Consider the following 18254-nt stretch of genomic DNA (forward strand, 5'->3'; position numbering starts at 1 on the left):
GCAAATGCAGCCGGCAAATAAAAGCACCGCCGTGGATTATTCATGGGCCGCGGGGCCGGTTGCCCTGCCCCGCCGTCAGGCGTTGCGCGTCGCCAGCATCATGACGAAGGACGCCCTCCCTTCTCGCGATATTCCGCCGTCGACCCGACCTTTGCGGCCACAATCGCATACATCAGCGGCAGGCTCGGCATGGCCGCCGGCGGCGCCATGCGCCCGCCGCCAAGGTCGCGCATGCCTTCAAACGCCACCCAGCCGTTGGCATAGGGGTATTCCTTCAGGACTTCCATCCGGAGCCCGGCGTCGATCAGCGCCTGCACAACATCGGCGATACCCCAGTTGAACTCGAAGGACGGGTGCGGATTGGTGAATCCCACCACGCCCTCCTGATAGCCGCCATGGGCAAGGCCTGCGCCCGAGTCGGCGACATAGTCACCGACGCCCGCTTCCGCGACCGGGTCTTTGGGCGCGTAGTCGTAGTGTGGCTTCCAGCCCTGATCGAAAACCATCGCAAAAGGATGGAATTCAACGAAGGCGAAACGCCCGCCGGGCTTCAGCACGTCGGCAATGCCACGCGCCCAGACACCGAGGTCCGATAGCCAGCAAATGGTACCATAGGAAGCAAAGACGCGATCGAACCGGCGGCCGGCCTTGCGGGCGGCGTCGAACCAGCCGAACAGGTCGGACCGCTCGAAGGCGGCTGCGATGCCGCTTTCCGCCGAAAGCCGTGTGGCAAAGGCGATCGCCTCATCCGAGATATCGACGCCGGTCACGTTCGCGCCGCGCCGCGCCAGGCTCAGGCTATCCTGGCCAGAATTGCATTGCAGGTGGAGGACGTCGAGCCCAGCGATATCGCCGAGCAACTCGATCTCTTCCGGATAGAGCGTGGAGCCGCCGGCGCGGAAGAAAGCGGCCTGGTCGCCCTTGTGACTGTTGTGCGCGACGGTCGCGGCATTCCACGAGAGGCGATTGGCCTCGTGAAGATCAATACTCATGTTCCAACTCTTGAACATCTGGGAGAGACACAGGAGGTTTTTTCCCCGTATCCCGGCGCCCTTAGAATTTCAGCACAGCCTCAAGCTCGTCATCATAGTACTCGCCCGTCGGCTTGAAGCCGAGGCCTTGGTAAAAGCCCTCAGGGCTGCCAGGGCCCTGCCCGTAACTCGTGTAGAGCTCATGCAGGCCCCGCGCCTTCAGATCGCGCACGACAAGGGCAATCGCCTGCTTGCCATACCCTTTGCCCTGGAAAGGCCGGGCGATCATGAAGCGCCAGAGATAGACACCCGGGCAATCGATGCCGTCATCCCAGTCGGATCCTTCGTGTAGCATGATGAAGCCAATGAGCGTCTCATCGGCGTAGACTGCACGGAACCAGGCATTCTCGGAAAAATGCGCCTCGGCGATCGAGGTGCCGTTGTCCGCCACCATGTTGCGCTGTTCGTCGCTCAGCGTCTCGCTGAGTTCGCAGACGTCGCAGACGGTCAAGGCTGATATGCGCCGAAGAGTGATTTCGGCATCGGACGGCAATACGGTTTCACTCATGGGAAACTCCTTAGAAAAATCAAAATGTTAAAAAAGGGCCCGAACCAGAACGACGGACCTCGAATCACCCGTTAAAGGGGCAATCGGCGGATAAAATGAAATCATGGCGAGAAAACGCCAAAGTCAGAACTGCCGGTATCTCGCCAGATTCCGGCACCGCTGTTACTAGGCTATACGCCTGCCTTCACTTCGGGCGGCCGGCCGTCGGTTGATTGCCGCCGTTCTCCAAGCCGGCGATCGCCGCGTGAACGTCGGCTTCAGCATCCTCGTCGAACTGCTCGAAGATCGCGTCGCCGATCAGGGCGTGAACCTCGCGGAGATAGGGTGCTGCCGCCTCGCCTTCGCCGAGCGCCAGATAAGCGCGCGCGATCGAAAGCGACGAGAGCGGCTGGCGCCGCGCGAGCGTCCACTCACGGGCAAGCAGGGAGACTGCAATGCTCTCCCGATGGTGCCCGGCATCGCAAAGGGCGGCGCCGTAGCCGCTCTTGACCCAATAATACATGTCCGTGAAAGCGAGGTGGACATCGGCTATGTTGGATGCCAGACGCCAGGCGTCGACCGCTTCGCCATAGTTGCCTTCGGTTCCAAGCCGGATGCCCGCGCGGCCGTGTTCGTAGGCTTCCCGCTCGTGCGGGTTCATTGGTGTCGTTTTCTTCTTTGTCATGTACGCCAGTCCACATGCTCCCAGGAACAACCCCTCCGTGTCCCCTCCACCAGCAAATGGACCATAGCTTGCCGAGATCAACAAGATCTCAGTGCAATTTTATGGTATTCTAGGCGAATAAAAGCACGAACTCATGAGTCTTACCGCAGTCGCCGAGCCAATAGCGGCCGGGCGAGCGACCATGGGGTCGAACATGCTGCGCAACGACAAAGCCGGATTTGGGTGGATCACCATCGTCCTTCACTGGGCGATTGCGGCATTGATGATCACCCTACTCGGCCTCGGCTTCATCATGCGGCGAACGCCCGTCGATCCGGCGCTGCAGTTTTCGCTTTACCAATGGCACAAGTCGCTCGGTTTCACCGCGCTCGGTCTGGCGACAATCCGCGCGCTCTGGCACCTGGTCGAGGCTCGTCCGCGCCCGCCCGCCGGCCTCAACGCGCTCGAGCGCCGTGCAGCCAGCGCCACCCATGTGGTGCTCATCCTCCTCGCGCTCGCCGTTCCGCTTGCCGGCTGGGCGGTGGCCTCGACATCGACGCTGAACATACCGAGCTTCTATTTCAACTGGATCGTCATCCCCCACCTGCCGATGGCGAAATCGGAAGCGGCCGAAGACCTCTGGACGCTCGTCCATATGACGCTCGCCTACCTCCTGCTCTGCTTCGTCGCGCTTCACGTCCTGGCCGCCCTCTACCATCACTTCGCACGCCGCGACGACGTCCTCGTCCGCATGCTTCAGACCGGATCACGCCAACGCGCTTCCTCCCAAGCGGCTGGTTCGGATCCGGTTATCGCCGGAAGGAAGAAACCATGACACTGCACTCGCAATCACCAACAAAGGCCATTGCCTTCACGCTGCTGCTGGCGCTCGGGAGCATTCCGTCGCCCGCCACGGCAGCCGCGCCGGACCTTGCCGATGCTGCCGGCAACTACGGGATCACGCCGGCTTCACGTATCCATTTCACCGTTGCGCAAGCGGGCGGCGGCGGAATTGTCGGCGATTTCGCCAAGTTTTCCGGCAACTTCCGCATCGACCGAAATGATGTCGGCCATTCGACGGTCGAATTCACGCTTTACCCGGAGAGCTTGAAAACCGGAGAAAAGCGGATCGAGGACTTCCTGAAGTCGAGCGCCGTCTTCGATACCGCAAACTTCAGCACCGTCACATTCCATTCGACGACCGTGAAACAGACCGGACCGGACACGGCCGCGGTCGAGGGAACGCTGACGGCGCGCGGCACGTCGCGAAAGGAGCGCTTCTCGGTAACGCTGCTTGACTGGAACCGCGGCTCGATCGCCTTCAACATCCGCGGCAATATCCACCGATCACCCTACGGCATGGATGTCGGCACGCCGATCTATTCCAACGTCGTCGAGTTCGACATGAACATCAAAGGGCAGAGGCGCTGAACGCCCCTGCCCTTTGCAAGTCGATAGGCTTCTCGATCAACCGATCTGGCTGCCGACGAAATCCTTGACGATCCGCACGATGCCGCGGCCGAGCAGGTCGTCGAGGGCGGCGATGAACTGGTCGACATGAGCGCGCTCGCAGATCAGCGGCGGTTCGAGCCGGATGACGTTGCGATTGTATTCGGTGAAGGCCACCAGCACGTCGTAGTCACGCAGGAGCAGCGCGCCGATGAAGCCGGAGAGCGAGCCTTTGAGCTTGTCGTCGAGCATCGAGACAACAGGACGCAGCACCATAGGCAGTGTCTGGCTGAAGTCCTGGAATTCCAGGCCGACCATCAAGCCCTTGCCGCGGACGTCCTTGATGATCTTCGGATACTTCTCTTTCAGCGCCTGCAGACGCTCGAGCAGATAGTCGCCGCTGTCGGCGGCGCGGTCGATCAGGTGCTCGTCGTAAAGCACATTGATGCCTTCAATCGCCGTGACGCAGGCCTCGCCCATGCCGCCGAACGTGGCCATCGCATGGATCATGGCGGTCTTCGGCGTGCCGTAAGCCTTCATGTAGACCTCACGGCGGGCAATCATCGCGCCGACGGCGGCCTTGCCGGCGCCCAGCGACTTGGCGAGCGCCGTCACGTCAGGCACGACGCCGTAATGCTCGAAGGCATAGAAGCGGCCGGAGCGGCCATAGCCGCACTGCACTTCGTCGGCGACCCAGAGCACGCCGTATTTGTCGCAGAGCGCACGCAGCTTCTGCCAGTACTCCGCCGGTGCCTGGATGATGCCGCCGCCGCCCTGGATGGTTTCGAGCACGATGACGCCGATTTCCGGGTCGGACTTGAAGGCATTCTCCACCGCGTCGATATCGGCAAAGGGCACGCGCACTGTGTTGTCCGTGATCTTGAAGTCGGCGCGGTAAAGCTGGCCATCGGTGATGGCGAGCACGCCCTTGGTCTTGCCGTGGAAGGAATTCTCCGCATAGACGACCTTCGGCCGCTTCGGGCCGGCGGCACGTTCGGCAAGCTTGACGGCAGCCTCCATGGCCTCCGAACCGGAAGAGCCGAGGAACACCATGTCGAGATCACCCGGCGAGCAGGCCGCGATGTTCTTCGCCAGCGCCGCTGCATATTGCGACATGAAGGCGATCGCGATCTCGTGGCGCTTTTCGTCCTGGAATTTCTGTCGGGCTTCCAGAATGCGCGGATGGTTGTGGCCGAAGGCGAGCGAGCCGAATCCGCCGAAGAAATCGAGGATCTGGCGGCCATTCTGGTCGGTGTAGAACATGCCCTCGGCGCTCTCGATCTTCACCTTGTGGAAGCCGAGCAGCTTCATGAAGTGGAGCTGGCCCGGGTTCAGGTGTTCCTTGAACGCGGAGGTGATGTCGCCGATCGACATGGCTTTCGCCTGTTCGACGGTGATGAGATCGGGCCTGGCGACGCCACCGTCGAGCGACGGCGCGGCAACGGCGATACGGTTCGGTCTGTCCAGCATGGTGTCTCCCCTCATTCGGCCGGCACGGCGACAGCTGCAGGAACTGCGGCGCCCATCTTCTTGGCCCGATATTCGTCATAGGCGGCGATCAACATGTCGCCATCGTTGAACTCCGCGCGCCAGCCGAGCTCGCGCTTCAGCTTGCCGGTCTCGCGCACGCACATTTCGTCGGCGATCAGGTACTGTTCCGGATCCATGATCGGCTTGTTGATCAGGTCGAACAGCGCCAGCGTCTGCTTCACCGCAAAGGCCGGTGTCGGCAGCAGGAACGACTTGGATCCGGCGTGCTTGATCAGGTTGCCGAGCAACTCCCGCACCGAAGGCGGATTGTCGGAGCCGAGATTGTACGCTTCGTTCGGCACGCCGCCCTTCCAGGCAAGGCGCGCAGCTTCGGCGCAATCGAAGACCGAGATGAACTGGTAGGGCACCTTGCCCGAGCCGATCATCGGCACCGGCAGGTTCAGGTCGATCAGCTTGAACAATTTCTCGAGGATGCCGAGACGGCCGGGACCGATGATCAGGCGCGGGCGGAAGATCGAAATGTTCATGCCCTGCTTGCGCCACTGCATGGCCAGTTGCTCGGTTGCCCATTTCGACTTGCCATATTCGCCGAGCGGCTTTGCCGGATGGGTCTCGGTTTGCGGCGACTGCACCGTGTGGCCATAGATCATGTCGGTGGTGAACTGCACCAGGCGTGATGCGCCGGCGGCATCCATCGCCTTCATGATGTTTTCGGCACCGTAATAATTGACGGGCCAGAAGAACTCCCAGCGCTTGGCGCGGACCTGCAACGGTGACAGCATCTTCGCCGCCATGTTGTAGATCATGTCGTCGGGGCCGATGCCGACCTTCTGGACGGCTTCCAGATCGGTAACGTCGCAATGAACGAAGCGCACGCGGCCGTAATGCGGCAGCTCGGACTTGACGATATCGGCGACAACTACGTCCTCGCCTTCCTTGACGAGGCGTTCCGCCAAATGACGGCCAACGAAGCCGTCGCCACCAAAGATGATGTGTTTCATGACTTGCTCCCGAATTCTGCGGTGCTCATCCCGGCGGCATCTGCCGATTTCTCGTCGGCGCTGGATGAGATGCCCGACTGGGCGATAAGAACGGTTCCGGCGCAGATCAGCGCGATACCGGCGATACGCCAGGCGTTGAGGTCTTCGCGAAAGACGAAATAGGCGAAGACAGCAACGAGAACGTAAGCGAGGCTCAGGAACGGATAGGCAAAGGAAAGCTCGACCTTCGACAGCACATAGAGATGCGACGCCATCGAGATGACGAAGGTCGCGAGGCCAGCAAAGACCCAAGGGTTGAAGACGATCTGAAACAGCCGGACGATCGCGGTTTCGGCAGTCATCGAAATCGGTCCAAGCGTCATCATGCCCTGCTTCAGCATCAGCTGAGCGGCGGCGTTGGTGAGTACGGTAAAGAGAATGAATGGAATATATTTCATAGTTTTACTCCCAGTCCCGAAAATCTACTTACGGGCAAGAGACGGATATTCCGTGAAGTTTGCGCATTTAATTGAATAAAATTGTCTGCATTCTCATTTTGGCAAAGCCAGAGCCGTGCGTTTCCAGAAATTCGAAACCAGCGCAGGGTCGCGCAACGTTTCGATCTTTCTCCAGAAAGGAAAAGATTTTTCAAAGACTTGCGGGCTCATGCGAGCATCCTTGTACGGATTGATCGCACCGCCTGCCTCGATTACGATGCGATCGAGCGCATCGAGCAGCTTTACTGTCCGTTCACCTTGATTGGCGAAGTCCAGCGTCAAAGTAAAACCGGGACGCGGGAAGGACAGGATGCCCCGGGAGCCGATGTCGCCGAAACGCTTCAGGATCGTCAGAAACGACGCATGGCCGGCCTGGCGGGCGGTTTCCATGAGCTTGGCCGTGATCTCCGGTGCGTTTTCAGCGGGATAGACGCTCTGATGCTGGTAGAGCCCGCGCGGACCATAGAGCCGGTTCCAGGCGCCGATCGCATCCAGCGGATAGAAATAGGACGTCCAGGGAACGGTCGTCACCGTCTCGCCCGGCTTCACCTTGCGGAAGTAATACTCGTTGAAGCCTTTGATCGTTGCCCGGTTGAGCAGGTTGACCGGCGGCGAAAACGGCACGGACAGCTTCAATCCCTTGGGGATGTCGGGCAGTTCGCAGGAACCATCGGCATGATCGCCGGCGAGCAGCACGCCCCTGCCCATTCGAGATCCCTTTGCGAGCTGGTCGATCCAGGCGACGGAGTATTCATGCTCGGCATCGACGCCGTCGACGAGGGCAAAGTATTGGTCCAGGTTCTCGAAACGGATCGCGTGCTGCTGCACATGCGGCGACGGCACCTTCATCAACCGGATATCGACGGTGAGGATCAGTCCGGTCAGCCCCATACCGCCGATGGTCGCGGCGTAGAGCTCCGGGTTTTCGACCGGCGAGCAGGTCAGCCGTTCGCCGGTCGAGCGCAGCAGCGTGAAACGCGTCACGTGATTGCCGAAGGTGCCGCGCGCGTGATGGTTCTTGCCGTGCACGTCGTTGGCGACCGCGCCGCCGACGGTGACAAAGGCCGTGCCAGGCGTCACCGGCAGGAAGAAGCGATGCTCGATCGCCCGTTCCAGCACCTGGCGCAGCGTCACCCCCGCCTCGCAGGTCATCATGCCGGTGCCGGGATCGAAGGCGAGTATCCGGCCGTGAAGGTTGCTTTCGATCAGCGTACCGCGATCGTTGTGGCAGCTGTCGCCGTAGCTGCGTCCGTTGCCGAAAGGCAGATAGCCTTCGGACTCAAGGCTGCCGAGCCGGTCTTCATAGTCGTCAGGCGAAATTCCAGGCCGCACGCGATTGTCGATGCGGCCCCAGCTTTCATGGTCTTGCAGGGTCATTGCGGCCCGATGGCTCCAAATAGGATCAGCAGCGCGCCGATCAGCATGGTCAGTTGGCTGCGCCAGTCGCGCATGATGAAGACGACCGGATCCTCATGCAGCATGCCGCGGCGCGCAAGCATCCAGATGCGCAGCAACATATAGAGCACCAGCGGGCAGAGTGGCCACAACGCCCAGGGCGTGGTGTACATCTCCTGCAGTTCCTTGCTGTGCACGTAGAGCGCCAGAACCAGGGCCGAGGTGAAGGCGGAGGCAACGCCGGCCTGGCCGACCATCTCGAAGTCGACAGCGAGATAGCCACGCCCCGGCACGTTGCCACCGTCCTTGTCCTCGAATTCGTGCAGCTCGACGTAACGCTTCACCAGCGCGAGGCTCAGGAAGAAGAAGATCGCAAAGGACACCAGCCAGAAGGACAGTTCCGTGCCGGTCGCGGCCGCACCAGCGACGATGCGTGTGGTGTAGAGGCCGGCGAGCGTGAACACGTCGACGAGCAGCTTGCGCTTCAGCACGAAGGTATAGGCCGTCGTCGCGCAGGCGTAGAAGGCGAGCACCCCGGCAAACTTCCAGGGCAACAGAAGGGTCAGCGCCACGGACGCGATGATGAGGCAGCCTGCAAGCACCAGCGCTGTCGGCACGGACATCTGGCCGCTCGCGAGCGGCCGGTAACGTTTCTTCGCATGGCGGCGATCGTTGGCAAGGTCCGAGAGATCGTTGATGACGTAGACGGCGGATGCGAGGAAGCTGAAGGCAAAGAAGGCGATGATGACGCTGACGATCGCATCGAAATGCAGCACCTCGTGGTTGAGGATCATCGGCACGCCGATGAGCACGTTTTTCGCCCATTGATGCACGCGGATCGACTTCAGCGGCGCAAGCACGCTGACCTTGCCGGTATCGAGCCGTTCGGCATCATGGGTGCGACGCCATTTTTCCGCGGCCGCATCGGGCGAGACCACGATCGCGCGGCGTGCCACCTCAAAGACGGCGATATCGTCACGGCTGTTGCCCATGTAGTCGAAGGCGCCGTCGCCGTACCGCTCTACCAGCGCCCGGCGCTTGTTGCTGCTCGTCAGGTTGAGCGCGTCGGTCGAATGCATGACCGAGGAGAACATGCCGACATGGGCGGCAATGTCTTTTGCGACGGACGGTGCTGCGCCGGTCACGAGGACGAGTTCTCGCCCGCTCTTCTTTTCCTCCATGAGCCGGTCGATGACGGCCTGCCGATAAGGCCAGTCTTCCGCACGGCGACCGGATCTAAGGGCCACTTCGTGCTTCAGGCGTGCCTTACCTTTTGCCAGCCAGACCAGCATCGGAAACAGCATCAGCGGATTGCGCAGCAGGATGATCGCCGCCCCTTCCCACAGGGTGTCGGCGGCCAGCAAAGTGCCGTCAAGATCCACACACAGCGGAATGTGCCGTGTCTCGGTGCGCGCGTCCATGAAGTCCATCCCAGCCATAGTTGCCGGTATCATCACGACTTCAACTTTCCAGAGTGGAAACGTAGGCCTTGGTTTCGCTCGCAAATTGGCGGGCTGGTTAACAAATCCACAGCAGCAGGGCGACGCCTATCGCCTGTCGCGTGAACGAAGATTCACACGCCAGGCCTTAGGCTCTTGTTTTGATGCATGTCGCTGCCGCAAAACCGCTGCACACTTTTGCGCGACATGCATTAGCGGCTGCCGATCCAGTTCAGCGCATCGCGCCAGTCGGTCATGCGCACTGGCGTTCCGTGCGAGCCGGTTTCGAAAAGCACGAAGCGCGTCGGATAGCCCTTGGCCTTGAGAGAGCGATAGAGCGCCTTCTGGCCTTCGGCGGGATAGACGCTGTCACGGCTTCCATGGCTGAAGAACATCGGCAGCTTCGCCTTGTAGGCGGCACTTTTCGTGAAGTCCGGATCACTGACGCCGCCCATGACCATCATGCCGGAGAGTGCTGCGACGGCGGAGGCGTCGCGCGAGACACCCCAGCAGATGAAGCTTCCCATCGAGGCGCAGGCGAGCACGACCGGACGGCCTCCGGAACGTTCGGACGCGTATCGAACCAGGCCGGCGATATCGGCGGCACCTGCCGTATCGAAGGACCGGACGCTCGGGGCGTAATAGACGCCGCCATTTGCGACGGCGAGGTTCTTCAGCCGGTTGAAGTTTCCACCGAAGGAAAAGTCGTTGGCACCGAGCCGACGGTCGCCGCCGCGGCCATGGATGAAGATGACCGAGAAGCCGGCGCCGCGATCGGGGCCGACACGGGTCACGTCGAGCGCGCGGCCACCGATATCGAGCGTTTCATTGGCCTGCTCGTTCTTCACGCCAAGCGACACATAGGCGCGCTTCACCCGGCGTTCGGGGATTTCGTCGCGTTCGTTGATATCCCGCAGTTCCTGGTAGTCGATCGTCAGATCGTCACCGCCATCCTCCTGGCCAAGCACCTTGGCATAGGAGAACAGATCGTCCTTGTAGGGCTTGAGCGTCTGCGCCTCTGCCGGCGAGGCGGCAATTGCCAAGGCCAGGGCGAACAGGCAGGCACGAAACGGAAAAACAACTGTGGACACGGCCAAATGACGGGCTCCCTCTTTCGCCGCAAGCCTTGCCATTGGCCGCACCGCAAAGCAACACTTGGCCCGAAACACGGCCGTTCGTGCGAAAAATCATCGGCGGCCGGCGCCAGAAATTCTCCTTTTGTTCGCGTATCCTGTGAGAGTCTGGCAGAATTCAGGTGATTCGACCGCCGGGGGATGGCGGCAGAGCCTGGGGCTTGCTATGGCCTCTGGCATTCCCGAACGACAGGAACGATCCGAACGGCCCCATGGACGACAACAGCGACCTCTTCTCAATGCCCGAGCAACCGAAGGCCGTACAGCCGAGCGCCAAGCCGGCCGTGGCTGCAGCCCCCATCGCGCGCGAAGAGCCGCGCCCTGCCCCGAAAGGCAGCGATGGCAGCGATTACGATGCGTCGGCGATCGAGGTGCTCGAGGGCCTTGAGCCGGTCCGTCGTCGTCCGGGCATGTATATCGGCGGCACCGACGAGAAGGCGCTCCACCATCTCTTTGCCGAAGTCATCGACAACTCGATGGACGAAGCGGTCGCCGGCCATGCGAACTTCATCGAGGTCCATCTCGACGCGGACGGGTTCCTGACGGTCACCGACAACGGCCGCGGCATCCCGGTCGAAAACCATCCGAAATTCCCCGGCAAGTCGACGCTCGAAGTCGTCATGACGGTGCTCCATGCCGGCGGCAAGTTCGATGGCAAGGCCTACGAGACCTCGGGCGGTCTGCACGGCGTCGGCGTTTCCGTCGTCAACGCGCTCTCCGACGCGCTCGAAGTCGAGGTTGCCCGCAATCGCAAGCTCTATCGCCAGCGCTTCTCCCGCGGCATTCCGCAGGGCGGGCTCGAGGAACTCGGCGACGTGCACAATCGCCGCGGCACGCGCGTCCGCTTCCATCCGGACCCGGATATTTTCGGACCGCACGCGCATTTCGAGCCCGGCCGGCTTTTCCGCATGGCGCGCTCGAAAGCCTATCTCTTCGGTGGCGTCGAGATCCGCTGGTCCTGCGATCCGTCATTGCTGCAGGAAGGTTCGGAGATCCCGGACAAGGCCGTCTTTCACTTCCCTGGCGGCCTGAAGGACTATCTGGCGGCGACGCTCGGCAAGGAATTCACCGTTACCCGCGAGATCTTCGCCGGCAAATCGGAGAAGGCCAACGGTCACGGTTCGCTCGAATGGGCGGTCACCTGGTATGGCGGCGACCAGCAGGTTCATTCCTACTGCAACACCATTCCGACGCCTGAGGGCGGTACGCACGAGGCGGGCTTCCGCATCGCGCTGACCAAGGGACTGAAGAACTATGCCGAGCTGAAGCAGAACAAGCGTGCAGCGCTCATCACCACCGATGACGTGATGATTTCAGCCGCCGGAATGCTGTCGGTGTTCATCCGCGAACCGGAATTCGTCGGCCAGACCAAGGACAAGCTAGCGACAGTCGAAGCACAACGCATCGTCGAAAATGCGCTGCGCGATCCCTTCGACCACTACCTTACCGACAATCCGGCCGAGGCCGACAAGCTGCTCGACTGGGTGGTCGAGCGCGCCGAGGAGCGCGTGCGCCGGCGCAAGGAAAAGGAAGTCAACCGCAAGACGGCCGTGCGCAAGCTGCGCCTGCCCGGCAAGCTTGCCGACTGCTCGCAGAACACTGCTGAAGGTGCCGAACTCTTCATCGTCGAAGGGGACTCAGCAGGCGGCTCGGCGAAGCAGGCGCGCAACCGCGCCAACCAGGCGATCCTGCCCTTGCGCGGCAAGATCCTCAACGTGGCGAGCGCCGGTCGCGAAAAGCTCGGCGCCAACCAGCAGATTGCCGACCTCATCCAGGCGCTTGGCTGCGGCACCCGCAGCAAGTACCGGGAAGAGGATCTGCGCTACGAGCGCATCGTCGTCATGACCGACGCCGACGTCGACGGCGCGCATATCGCCTCGCTGCTGATCACCTTCTTCTACCAGGAGATGCCCGAACTGATCCGCGGCGGTCACCTCTATCTCGCCGTGCCGCCGCTCTATCGCATCAGCCAGGGCGCAAGGACGCTCTATGCCCGCGACGACGCGCACCGCGAGGAGCTGATGCGCACCGAGTTTGCCGGTCGCGGCAAGGTCGAGATCGGCCGCTTCAAAGGTCTCGGCGAGATGCTGCCGGCGCAGCTCAAGGAAACGACGATGGATCCGAAGTTCCGCACGCTGCTCAAGGTCGAGATCGACGATGTCGATTTCGAGGGCACGCGCGAAGCGGTCGACAACCTGATGGGCACGAAGGCGGATGCCCGCTTCCGCTTCATCCAGGAGCGCGCTGTCTTTGCGGACAACCTGGACATCTGAGCCGGCTTTTTGCCGGCAAGCAGGATCACAATAATCCATACAGAAACGGCGGCTCACAGGCCGCCGTTTCTGTATTCAGGGTTTGAAGGCTGCTCGAGCTTACGCAACGTGAACGGGCTTCTCCATGAAGAGGCTCAGCGGATCCGGCTGATACTCCCCGAACGGCGGGCGCTCGACGTAGCCGGCCGCCTTGTAAAGGCCGATCGCTTCGGGCTGATAGATGCCTGTTTCGAGGCGGATTGCCGCCAATCCGAGTTGCGCCGCGCGCGCCTCCAGCGCCTGCAGCAACAACTTGCCGACCCTCAGCCCCCTCGCCTCGGGATCGACGAACATGCGCTTGATTTCCGCAGTCCCGTCACCGGCATCGACCAGGGCGCAGCAGCCGACGGTATCGCCGTCACGCCGTGCGACGAAGAACGATACCTCCGGCTTTTCCAGGTTCGACAGATCGACCATGTGATTGCTCTCGGCGGGGTAGAGCGAGGCGGCGTAGGCGTCAGAGAGTTGCAGGAGACGCAGAACTTCAGCTTGGCGCGGCGTCTCCTGGGCTATGATTACGGCAGGCAATCGGGTCGTCCTTTTCATTCAGGCGTGGTTTTGCGCCAAACTACCGCCGGCCTACGCCCGGACCAATACGTCAAATGGCGCAGGCTCGCATGCCTCCCCATCAATCCGCCTAACAGGCTGAAACAATTTGTTCCGCGCTGCCGGCAGCATCGCCCTATTTCGAGGAGAATCATGCAGGCATAGGTTGATCCACCACAACCTGCAAAGACGATGGGAATGCGATGCAAGCGGCGCTGATAGTGATGACCATTCTCGGCTGCGACCACGACGTCAGCCAATGCCAGTACATCTCGACGGTCAACGGCAGTTGGCCATCGATCGCGCAGTGCGACACGGCTTCGAACGCGCAACTGCCGAGGTTTTCCAATGCTAACTATCCGGTCGTCGTTGCGGTATGCGAGAGTTCGGCGCCAAGCGTCGCCGAAATCCCCGCGCCGCCACCGGGCGCCCAGCAGAACCAGGCGCTGCCCGTTCCGGCAGCGGAGCCGGAACCCGCGCAAGGATTGCCGAAACGCACGCTGGCTTTCCTGTCGGGCGCCATCCCCGATCGGGAGAAGCTGAAGACCATAGTCACGAAGCCGGTGCGCTATGTCGAAGATGGCTATTCCTGGGTAGCGCGCCGCTTTACCGACTGACGCGCCAGCACGCCTCAGACGAGGCCGGCCGAAATCAGGCTGTTCGCCGAGGCCACGACGGCCTCTTCGGCAGAGCGCGGCTGCCACCCGAGAACACGGAGCGCCTTTTCGTTGGAAATGCGGGGGTCATGCCCGAGTTCGCGCACGATGAGGCGCAGGCCCGCATCGAAGGGGGCGGCAAGCCCTGCCAGCCAATTGGGCAGCACGAACCTCCGAAGCCTGCCCGCATGTTCAGGGAACCTGCGCCGGAGGATGGCCGTGATATCCGCAAGGGAAAGCGCCTCTCCCGCAATCAGGAAACGCTCGCCTGCCGCTGCGGCGACGCTTAAGGCCTGCACATGCGCATCCGCCACGTCGCGGACGTCGACAACCGGCACGGCGAACTTCGGCAAGGCGGGATAGTTCCCCTTGAGCAGGTTGCGCACCACGGCGACGGATGTGCCGATCTCATGGCCAAGAACCGGCCCGAGGACCATTCCGGGATTGATGACCACAAGCTCCAGGCCGCTGTCAGCCGCATAGTCCCAGGCCGCGCGTTCGGCGAAGGTCTTGGAGCGGTAGTAGGGTGTCGCAAGCGATGACTGCGGATCGGTCCAATCGTCCTCCGTAAACGGCGCGCGCCCTGCCCCGTAGATGACCGCGGCGACCGACGACGTGAGCACGACGCGTTTGGCACCGGCCGCATGGGCTGCCCTGAGCACACGCAGCGTACCGTCACGGGCCGGCCCGATCAGGTCATCTTCATTGGCGGGCAAGCGAGCCGGAAATGGCGAGGCGGTGTGGACGACGTAGGAAACCTCGGCAAAGGCCTCAGCCCAGCCCCGCTCCTTCAGGAGATCCGCCTCTCCAAACGTCAGGCGCGCGGCATCCGTACCACCGGCCGCGCGAATGGATCGCTCGATCTCCTCGGCGCGCCCGAGCGCGCGAACCGTGCCGTGCACAGGATAACCTTCGCGCAGCAAGGCGAGCGCGACGTGCCGTCCGACAAAACCGCCGATCCCGGTCACGGCAACGGTCGCGGTCCTCGCGTTCATGGGTCCATTCCTCGCTAAAACGGGTCGCGATCAGGCGGCCTGGCGTGCGGCAAGTTCCGCGTAGTCACGGGCCGACTGGCGCTCCTCGGCGAATGCCAGGCGCTCGAGCAGATCGATCATCGCTGCGTCGGTCGGCGATGTTGCCCGTCCGCGTCGCAGGCGCACGAGCAGTTCTGCCGAGACCGTCGCGTGGCCGCCGATTGAACCCGGCCCGTCCTGACGCCACAGGAGGACGGCTGTCGCAAACGTCTCGCTGACGTCGCGGCCGAGCCCGGCGCTTTCGAACAGGGCACGGATCGAGTGGACGCGCCCACCGGACAGGATGGAGCGCACGCGTTTTTCGCTGACGCCGGAGAGGTCGACGATTGCGGCCGAGAAAAACTCTGCACGGCCGGTCACGAGCGCATGCAGCAGGAAGGCGGGCGTCAGGCGGCCGGTCTCGCGCAGATGCGTGACGAGGTCCGGCAGCTCCTCGACCGCTGTCGTTCCAACCATGCCGACGGCGGCGATATCGCAGGCTTCACGGGTGACCCGCTGCACGCGACCTTCTCCAATCGTCACCTGTACGAGGCCGAAGGCGGCAAGTGCTGCACCGACTTCTTCGACAAGCGCGTGGCGGGCGGCACTCGGCAGGTCGTTGCGCGCAAGAAGCAGGTCACGAACCGAAGCCGAATGGCCAAGACGCTCGGCAATGCGCTTCAGCGAACGGCGCGACAGAAGAGCGCCGGGGTTTTCGAGCAGGATCAGCATTTCGTCTTCGTCGCCGATTTCGGCGATCGCAGCGGCGACCCCGCGCGAAACGAAACTGCGCGCCGCGATCAGCGCGCGGGTCTCCAGCGTTCCCCGAGCCGCGAGGTCGACCAGGTCGTCGTCGGTCAGGACGGGAGAATGCGAAACGACGAGATAGGCAATTTCAGGCTGGTCCCCGGCAAGACCAAGAATGATGGCGCGCGGCACGGAAGAGCAACCGCAAAGGACTTCGGCCAAGGCAAGGCGAACTTTGGGCGACGGATCGTCCAGCAGGAAGGTCATCGCCATCTCGGCGGCGCGACGATCGAGGCCATTCAGTTGCGCGTCGACATAGGCGCGGCCGAGCGCGCTGGCGGCGCGAATGCGTTCGCCTGTTCTCGCCGTTTCCACCCAGCGAAGAAATGCTTGTATGATCACCTACGCCCCACTAGACCACGCCAATGCCACCGATGTTCTGAGCCTAGCGAGCAAAGGTTTAAGATTGGTTCACCATGTCTGTTAACCGCCTCCAAACCATAATACCGCTGCTGTTTGCGGACGACGACGCGCTTAGCCTCGACGTGAGCGTTCTCAACACATTGGCTGGGCTCATCCTGACTGCCGGCTGCGGCCACGAAACGCGTCTTGGACTCGCCCGGATGGAAGGACGCGATTTCGCGCTGCTCGCCTGCGTGGAACCGGTCGGGCTGCTCCATGAAGACGACGTACACCGGCTGCTTGATGGCGGCATCGATGGTGTCGTGCTTACCGGATGCCGCGGCCGCGCGGACATACAGAAGCTCGACGTGATGCTGCGGGTTGCCGAAGCAAGGATTGGCCTTCCAGCCAACCGCACCCGGATTTACGCCGAATACGGCGCAGCACCCGAAGGCCTGCTGTCGCCGCACACACTGGCGGGGTGCTCGCAGCGACTGGAAGGATTGATCTTCAACGGCTCGGCGCTGGCAAAGGCAGTCGGCTGCAAGGAGCCGGCGAGTGCCGCGCATCAGGGCGTGGCCGCGCCCGTGCTCGCGGGTCGCGCCAATGTGGTGCTAAGGGCCCACGAGGCCGGCATCCGCGCCTATGAGGTGCTGCCGCCCACCGCCGATGCGGCAGCCACACGCTGGGCGCTTTCACAAAGCAGGAACGACGGATTCGCTTCGGTCGTCTGCCGCTCGCCCGAGCAAGCAGTCATCGCCGGCAGCGTATGACGCCGAGCCGGCGCGGTAACGGTCAGCGCGTCGGGCGGGTCATCTGGAAGACGTCGCCGCCGTCGCAATAGTCCATGTAGCCGAGGCGGGCGAGCGGCTTGACCGTCGCCATGTCGAAACGGCCATCGCGGATCGCGTCTTCGCGAATGTGGATGCCGACGACCTGGCCGATGACGACGTAGTTGTCGGACAATGCACCATCCAGATCCTTGGGCTGGAACATCTCGGTCATCCGGCATTCGAGCGCGGCATAGGCTTCACCGACGAACGGCGCCCCAACCAGCGCGCCGTCGACCGGCGTCAATCCGGCGATCTCGAATTCGCTCTCGCCATGCGGCGCCGGGATCGACGTCTTGTTGATGGCGGCCGCCAGGTCACGGCTGGCGAAGCTCGCCGTGAACTCGCCGGTTGCCTCGATGTTGCGAACCGAATCCTTATAGCCGCTCGATGAAAACATCACGAGCTTCGGCCGGTCGCTGATGGCATTGAAGAAGGAATAGGGCGCGAGGTTCAGCGCGCCCTCGGCCGACCGCGTGCCAATCCAACCGATCGGCCGCGGCGAAACAATCGCCTTGAAAGGATCATGCGGCAGACCGTGACTGTTCGAGGTCGTATCGTAAAACATCAGGCTTCCTCGCCAACCCAGGTGACGATCTCGGCCAGCTCCGGCCGCGGCCGCTCCGTCGGTGGCACCATGGCGGTACCGATATGGATGAAGCCGGCAATTTTCTCGCCCGGCTTCACGCCCAGCAGCGGATAGGCGCGCTCGTCGAAAGCATACCACTCGGTCAGCCAGTTGGATGCGTAACCGAGGGCGTTGGCGGCCATCAGCAGGTTGAGGCAGACGGCACCAGCGGACATGACCTGTTCCCATTCCGGGATCTTGAAATGCGGCGCGGCGGTGCTGACGACGGCGACGACCACAGGCGCACGCGACAGGCGGGTTTCCTCCACCTTGATCATCTCTTCCGACAGATCCGGCTTCAGCTCAAGCGCCATTGCCTTCAGCTTGGCGCTGATGCGTACCCTCTCCTCGCCGCGATAGACGATGAAGCGCCAGGGCGCGAGTTTGCCGTGGTCCGGCACGCGCGAAGCAAGCTTCAGCATTTCCTCGACCTCGGCCTTGCCGGGACCGGGACCTCCCATCTGGAAAGCGGGGATGGAGCGACGGGACGTCAGGTAGTCGACGAGCTTAATTTCGGTTTTCATGTCAGATGAATTCCACTAATTTGCCGCCCC

Annotated in this window: 19 protein-coding genes; 5 read left to right on the forward strand and 14 right to left on the reverse strand. The window is 62.4% G+C overall.

Annotation, left to right across the window (positions count from 1 at the left end; genetic code table 11):
• Window positions 1-98: 98 nt before the first annotated feature.
• The 3 genes from IB272_RS11580 to IB272_RS11590 form a co-directional block, all read right to left on the reverse strand.
• On the reverse strand, window positions 99-992 hold the full coding sequence (locus IB272_RS11580; protein WP_060582508.1) for a class I SAM-dependent methyltransferase: 894 nt from the start codon (window positions 990-992) through the stop codon (window positions 99-101).
• Between the two features lie 61 nt (window positions 993-1053).
• Window positions 1054-1539: a GNAT family N-acetyltransferase gene (locus IB272_RS11585; RefSeq protein WP_060582485.1), complete on the reverse strand. Its 486-nt coding sequence runs from the start codon at window positions 1537-1539 to the stop codon at window positions 1054-1056.
• 184 nt (window positions 1540-1723) lie between these two features.
• Window positions 1724-2203 carry a hypothetical protein gene (locus tag IB272_RS11590; protein ID WP_060539243.1) on the reverse strand — a complete coding sequence of 160 codons (480 nt, stop codon included), beginning with the start codon at window positions 2201-2203 and terminating at the stop codon, window positions 1724-1726.
• Between the two features lie 193 nt (window positions 2204-2396).
• Here IB272_RS11590 and IB272_RS11595 point away from each other — a divergent pair, with 193 nt between their 5' ends.
• Window positions 2397-3017, forward strand: a complete 621-nt coding sequence (locus tag IB272_RS11595; RefSeq protein WP_113136413.1) for a cytochrome b — start codon at window positions 2397-2399, stop codon at window positions 3015-3017.
• A complete protein-coding gene (locus IB272_RS11600) occupies window positions 3014-3613 on the forward strand; it encodes a YceI family protein (protein ID WP_060582486.1) in 600 nt (199 codons plus the stop codon). Before IB272_RS11595 ends, IB272_RS11600 begins: the two co-directional genes overlap by 4 nt.
• A gap of 36 nt (window positions 3614-3649) precedes the next feature.
• On the opposite strand, the gene IB272_RS11605 is transcribed toward IB272_RS11600, so the two are convergent.
• From IB272_RS11605 to IB272_RS11630, 6 genes are all read right to left on the reverse strand, one after another.
• Window positions 3650-5101: an aspartate aminotransferase family protein gene (locus IB272_RS11605; RefSeq protein WP_060582487.1), complete on the reverse strand. Its 1452-nt coding sequence runs from the start codon at window positions 5099-5101 to the stop codon at window positions 3650-3652.
• 11 nt (window positions 5102-5112) lie between these two features.
• Window positions 5113-6123, reverse strand: a complete 1011-nt coding sequence (locus IB272_RS11610; RefSeq protein WP_060582488.1) for an NAD(P)-dependent oxidoreductase — start codon at window positions 6121-6123, stop codon at window positions 5113-5115.
• On the reverse strand, window positions 6120-6560 hold the full coding sequence (locus tag IB272_RS11615) for an EamA family transporter (RefSeq protein WP_060582489.1): 441 nt from the start codon (window positions 6558-6560) through the stop codon (window positions 6120-6122). Before IB272_RS11615 ends, IB272_RS11610 begins: the two co-directional genes overlap by 4 nt.
• Window positions 6561-6653: 93 nt before the next feature.
• Window positions 6654-7976, reverse strand: coding sequence for an FAD-binding oxidoreductase (locus IB272_RS11620; RefSeq protein ID WP_060582490.1), 1323 nt, complete (start codon window positions 7974-7976; stop codon window positions 6654-6656).
• A complete protein-coding gene (locus tag IB272_RS11625; RefSeq protein WP_060517386.1) occupies window positions 7973-9415 on the reverse strand; it encodes a UbiA family prenyltransferase in 1443 nt (480 codons plus the stop codon). The genes IB272_RS11620 and IB272_RS11625 overlap by 4 nt, the downstream gene beginning before the upstream one ends.
• A 230-nt stretch (window positions 9416-9645) precedes the next feature.
• Window positions 9646-10566: a phospholipase gene (locus tag IB272_RS11630; RefSeq protein ID WP_060539244.1), complete on the reverse strand. Its 921-nt coding sequence runs from the start codon at window positions 10564-10566 to the stop codon at window positions 9646-9648.
• Window positions 10567-10778: 212 nt separating this feature from the next.
• Here IB272_RS11630 and parE point away from each other — a divergent pair, with 212 nt between their 5' ends.
• Entirely contained in the window at window positions 10779-12839 is a 2061-nt protein-coding gene (gene parE, locus IB272_RS11635) for a DNA topoisomerase IV subunit B (protein ID WP_034795915.1), read from the forward strand.
• A 99-nt stretch (window positions 12840-12938) separates the two neighbouring features.
• On the opposite strand, the gene IB272_RS11640 is transcribed toward parE, so the two are convergent.
• Window positions 12939-13406 (reverse strand): GNAT family N-acetyltransferase, encoded by a 468-nt coding sequence (locus tag IB272_RS11640; protein WP_060582491.1) that lies wholly within the window; start codon window positions 13404-13406, stop codon window positions 12939-12941.
• A 221-nt stretch (window positions 13407-13627) separates the two neighbouring features.
• Between IB272_RS11640 and IB272_RS11645 the strand changes: the two genes are divergently transcribed.
• Complete coding sequence (locus IB272_RS11645) at window positions 13628-14041, forward strand: hypothetical protein (RefSeq protein ID WP_060582492.1); 414 nt, start codon at window positions 13628-13630, stop codon at window positions 14039-14041.
• A gap of 14 nt (window positions 14042-14055) precedes the next feature.
• Here the strand turns inward: IB272_RS11645 and IB272_RS11650 are convergent, their stop codons facing one another.
• Together IB272_RS11650 and IB272_RS11655 are read right to left on the reverse strand one after the other, a co-directional pair.
• The gene (locus tag IB272_RS11650; RefSeq protein ID WP_060582493.1) at window positions 14056-15075 is read right to left on the reverse strand and encodes an aldehyde reductase; all 1020 of its coding nucleotides are present in this window, start codon (window positions 15073-15075) and stop codon (window positions 14056-14058) included.
• 30 nt (window positions 15076-15105) lie between these two features.
• A complete protein-coding gene (locus tag IB272_RS11655) occupies window positions 15106-16242 on the reverse strand; it encodes a DUF2336 domain-containing protein (protein ID WP_034795928.1) in 1137 nt (378 codons plus the stop codon).
• A gap of 74 nt (window positions 16243-16316) precedes the next feature.
• Between IB272_RS11655 and IB272_RS11660 the strand changes: the two genes are divergently transcribed.
• Complete coding sequence (locus IB272_RS11660) at window positions 16317-17015, forward strand: hypothetical protein (RefSeq protein WP_060582494.1); 699 nt, start codon at window positions 16317-16319, stop codon at window positions 17013-17015.
• Between the two features lie 22 nt (window positions 17016-17037).
• On the opposite strand, the gene IB272_RS11665 is transcribed toward IB272_RS11660, so the two are convergent.
• Window positions 17038-17640: a flavin reductase family protein gene (locus IB272_RS11665; protein WP_034795932.1), complete on the reverse strand. Its 603-nt coding sequence runs from the start codon at window positions 17638-17640 to the stop codon at window positions 17038-17040.
• Complete coding sequence (locus IB272_RS11670) at window positions 17640-18224, reverse strand: nitroreductase (RefSeq protein ID WP_034795936.1); 585 nt, start codon at window positions 18222-18224, stop codon at window positions 17640-17642. The genes IB272_RS11665 and IB272_RS11670 overlap by 1 nt, the downstream gene beginning before the upstream one ends.
• Between the last annotated feature and the right edge of the window lie 30 nt (window positions 18225-18254).

Source organism: Ensifer sp. ENS08, assembly GCF_014852195.1.
Taxonomy (GTDB): Bacteria; Pseudomonadota; Alphaproteobacteria; order Rhizobiales; family Rhizobiaceae; genus Ensifer; species Ensifer adhaerens.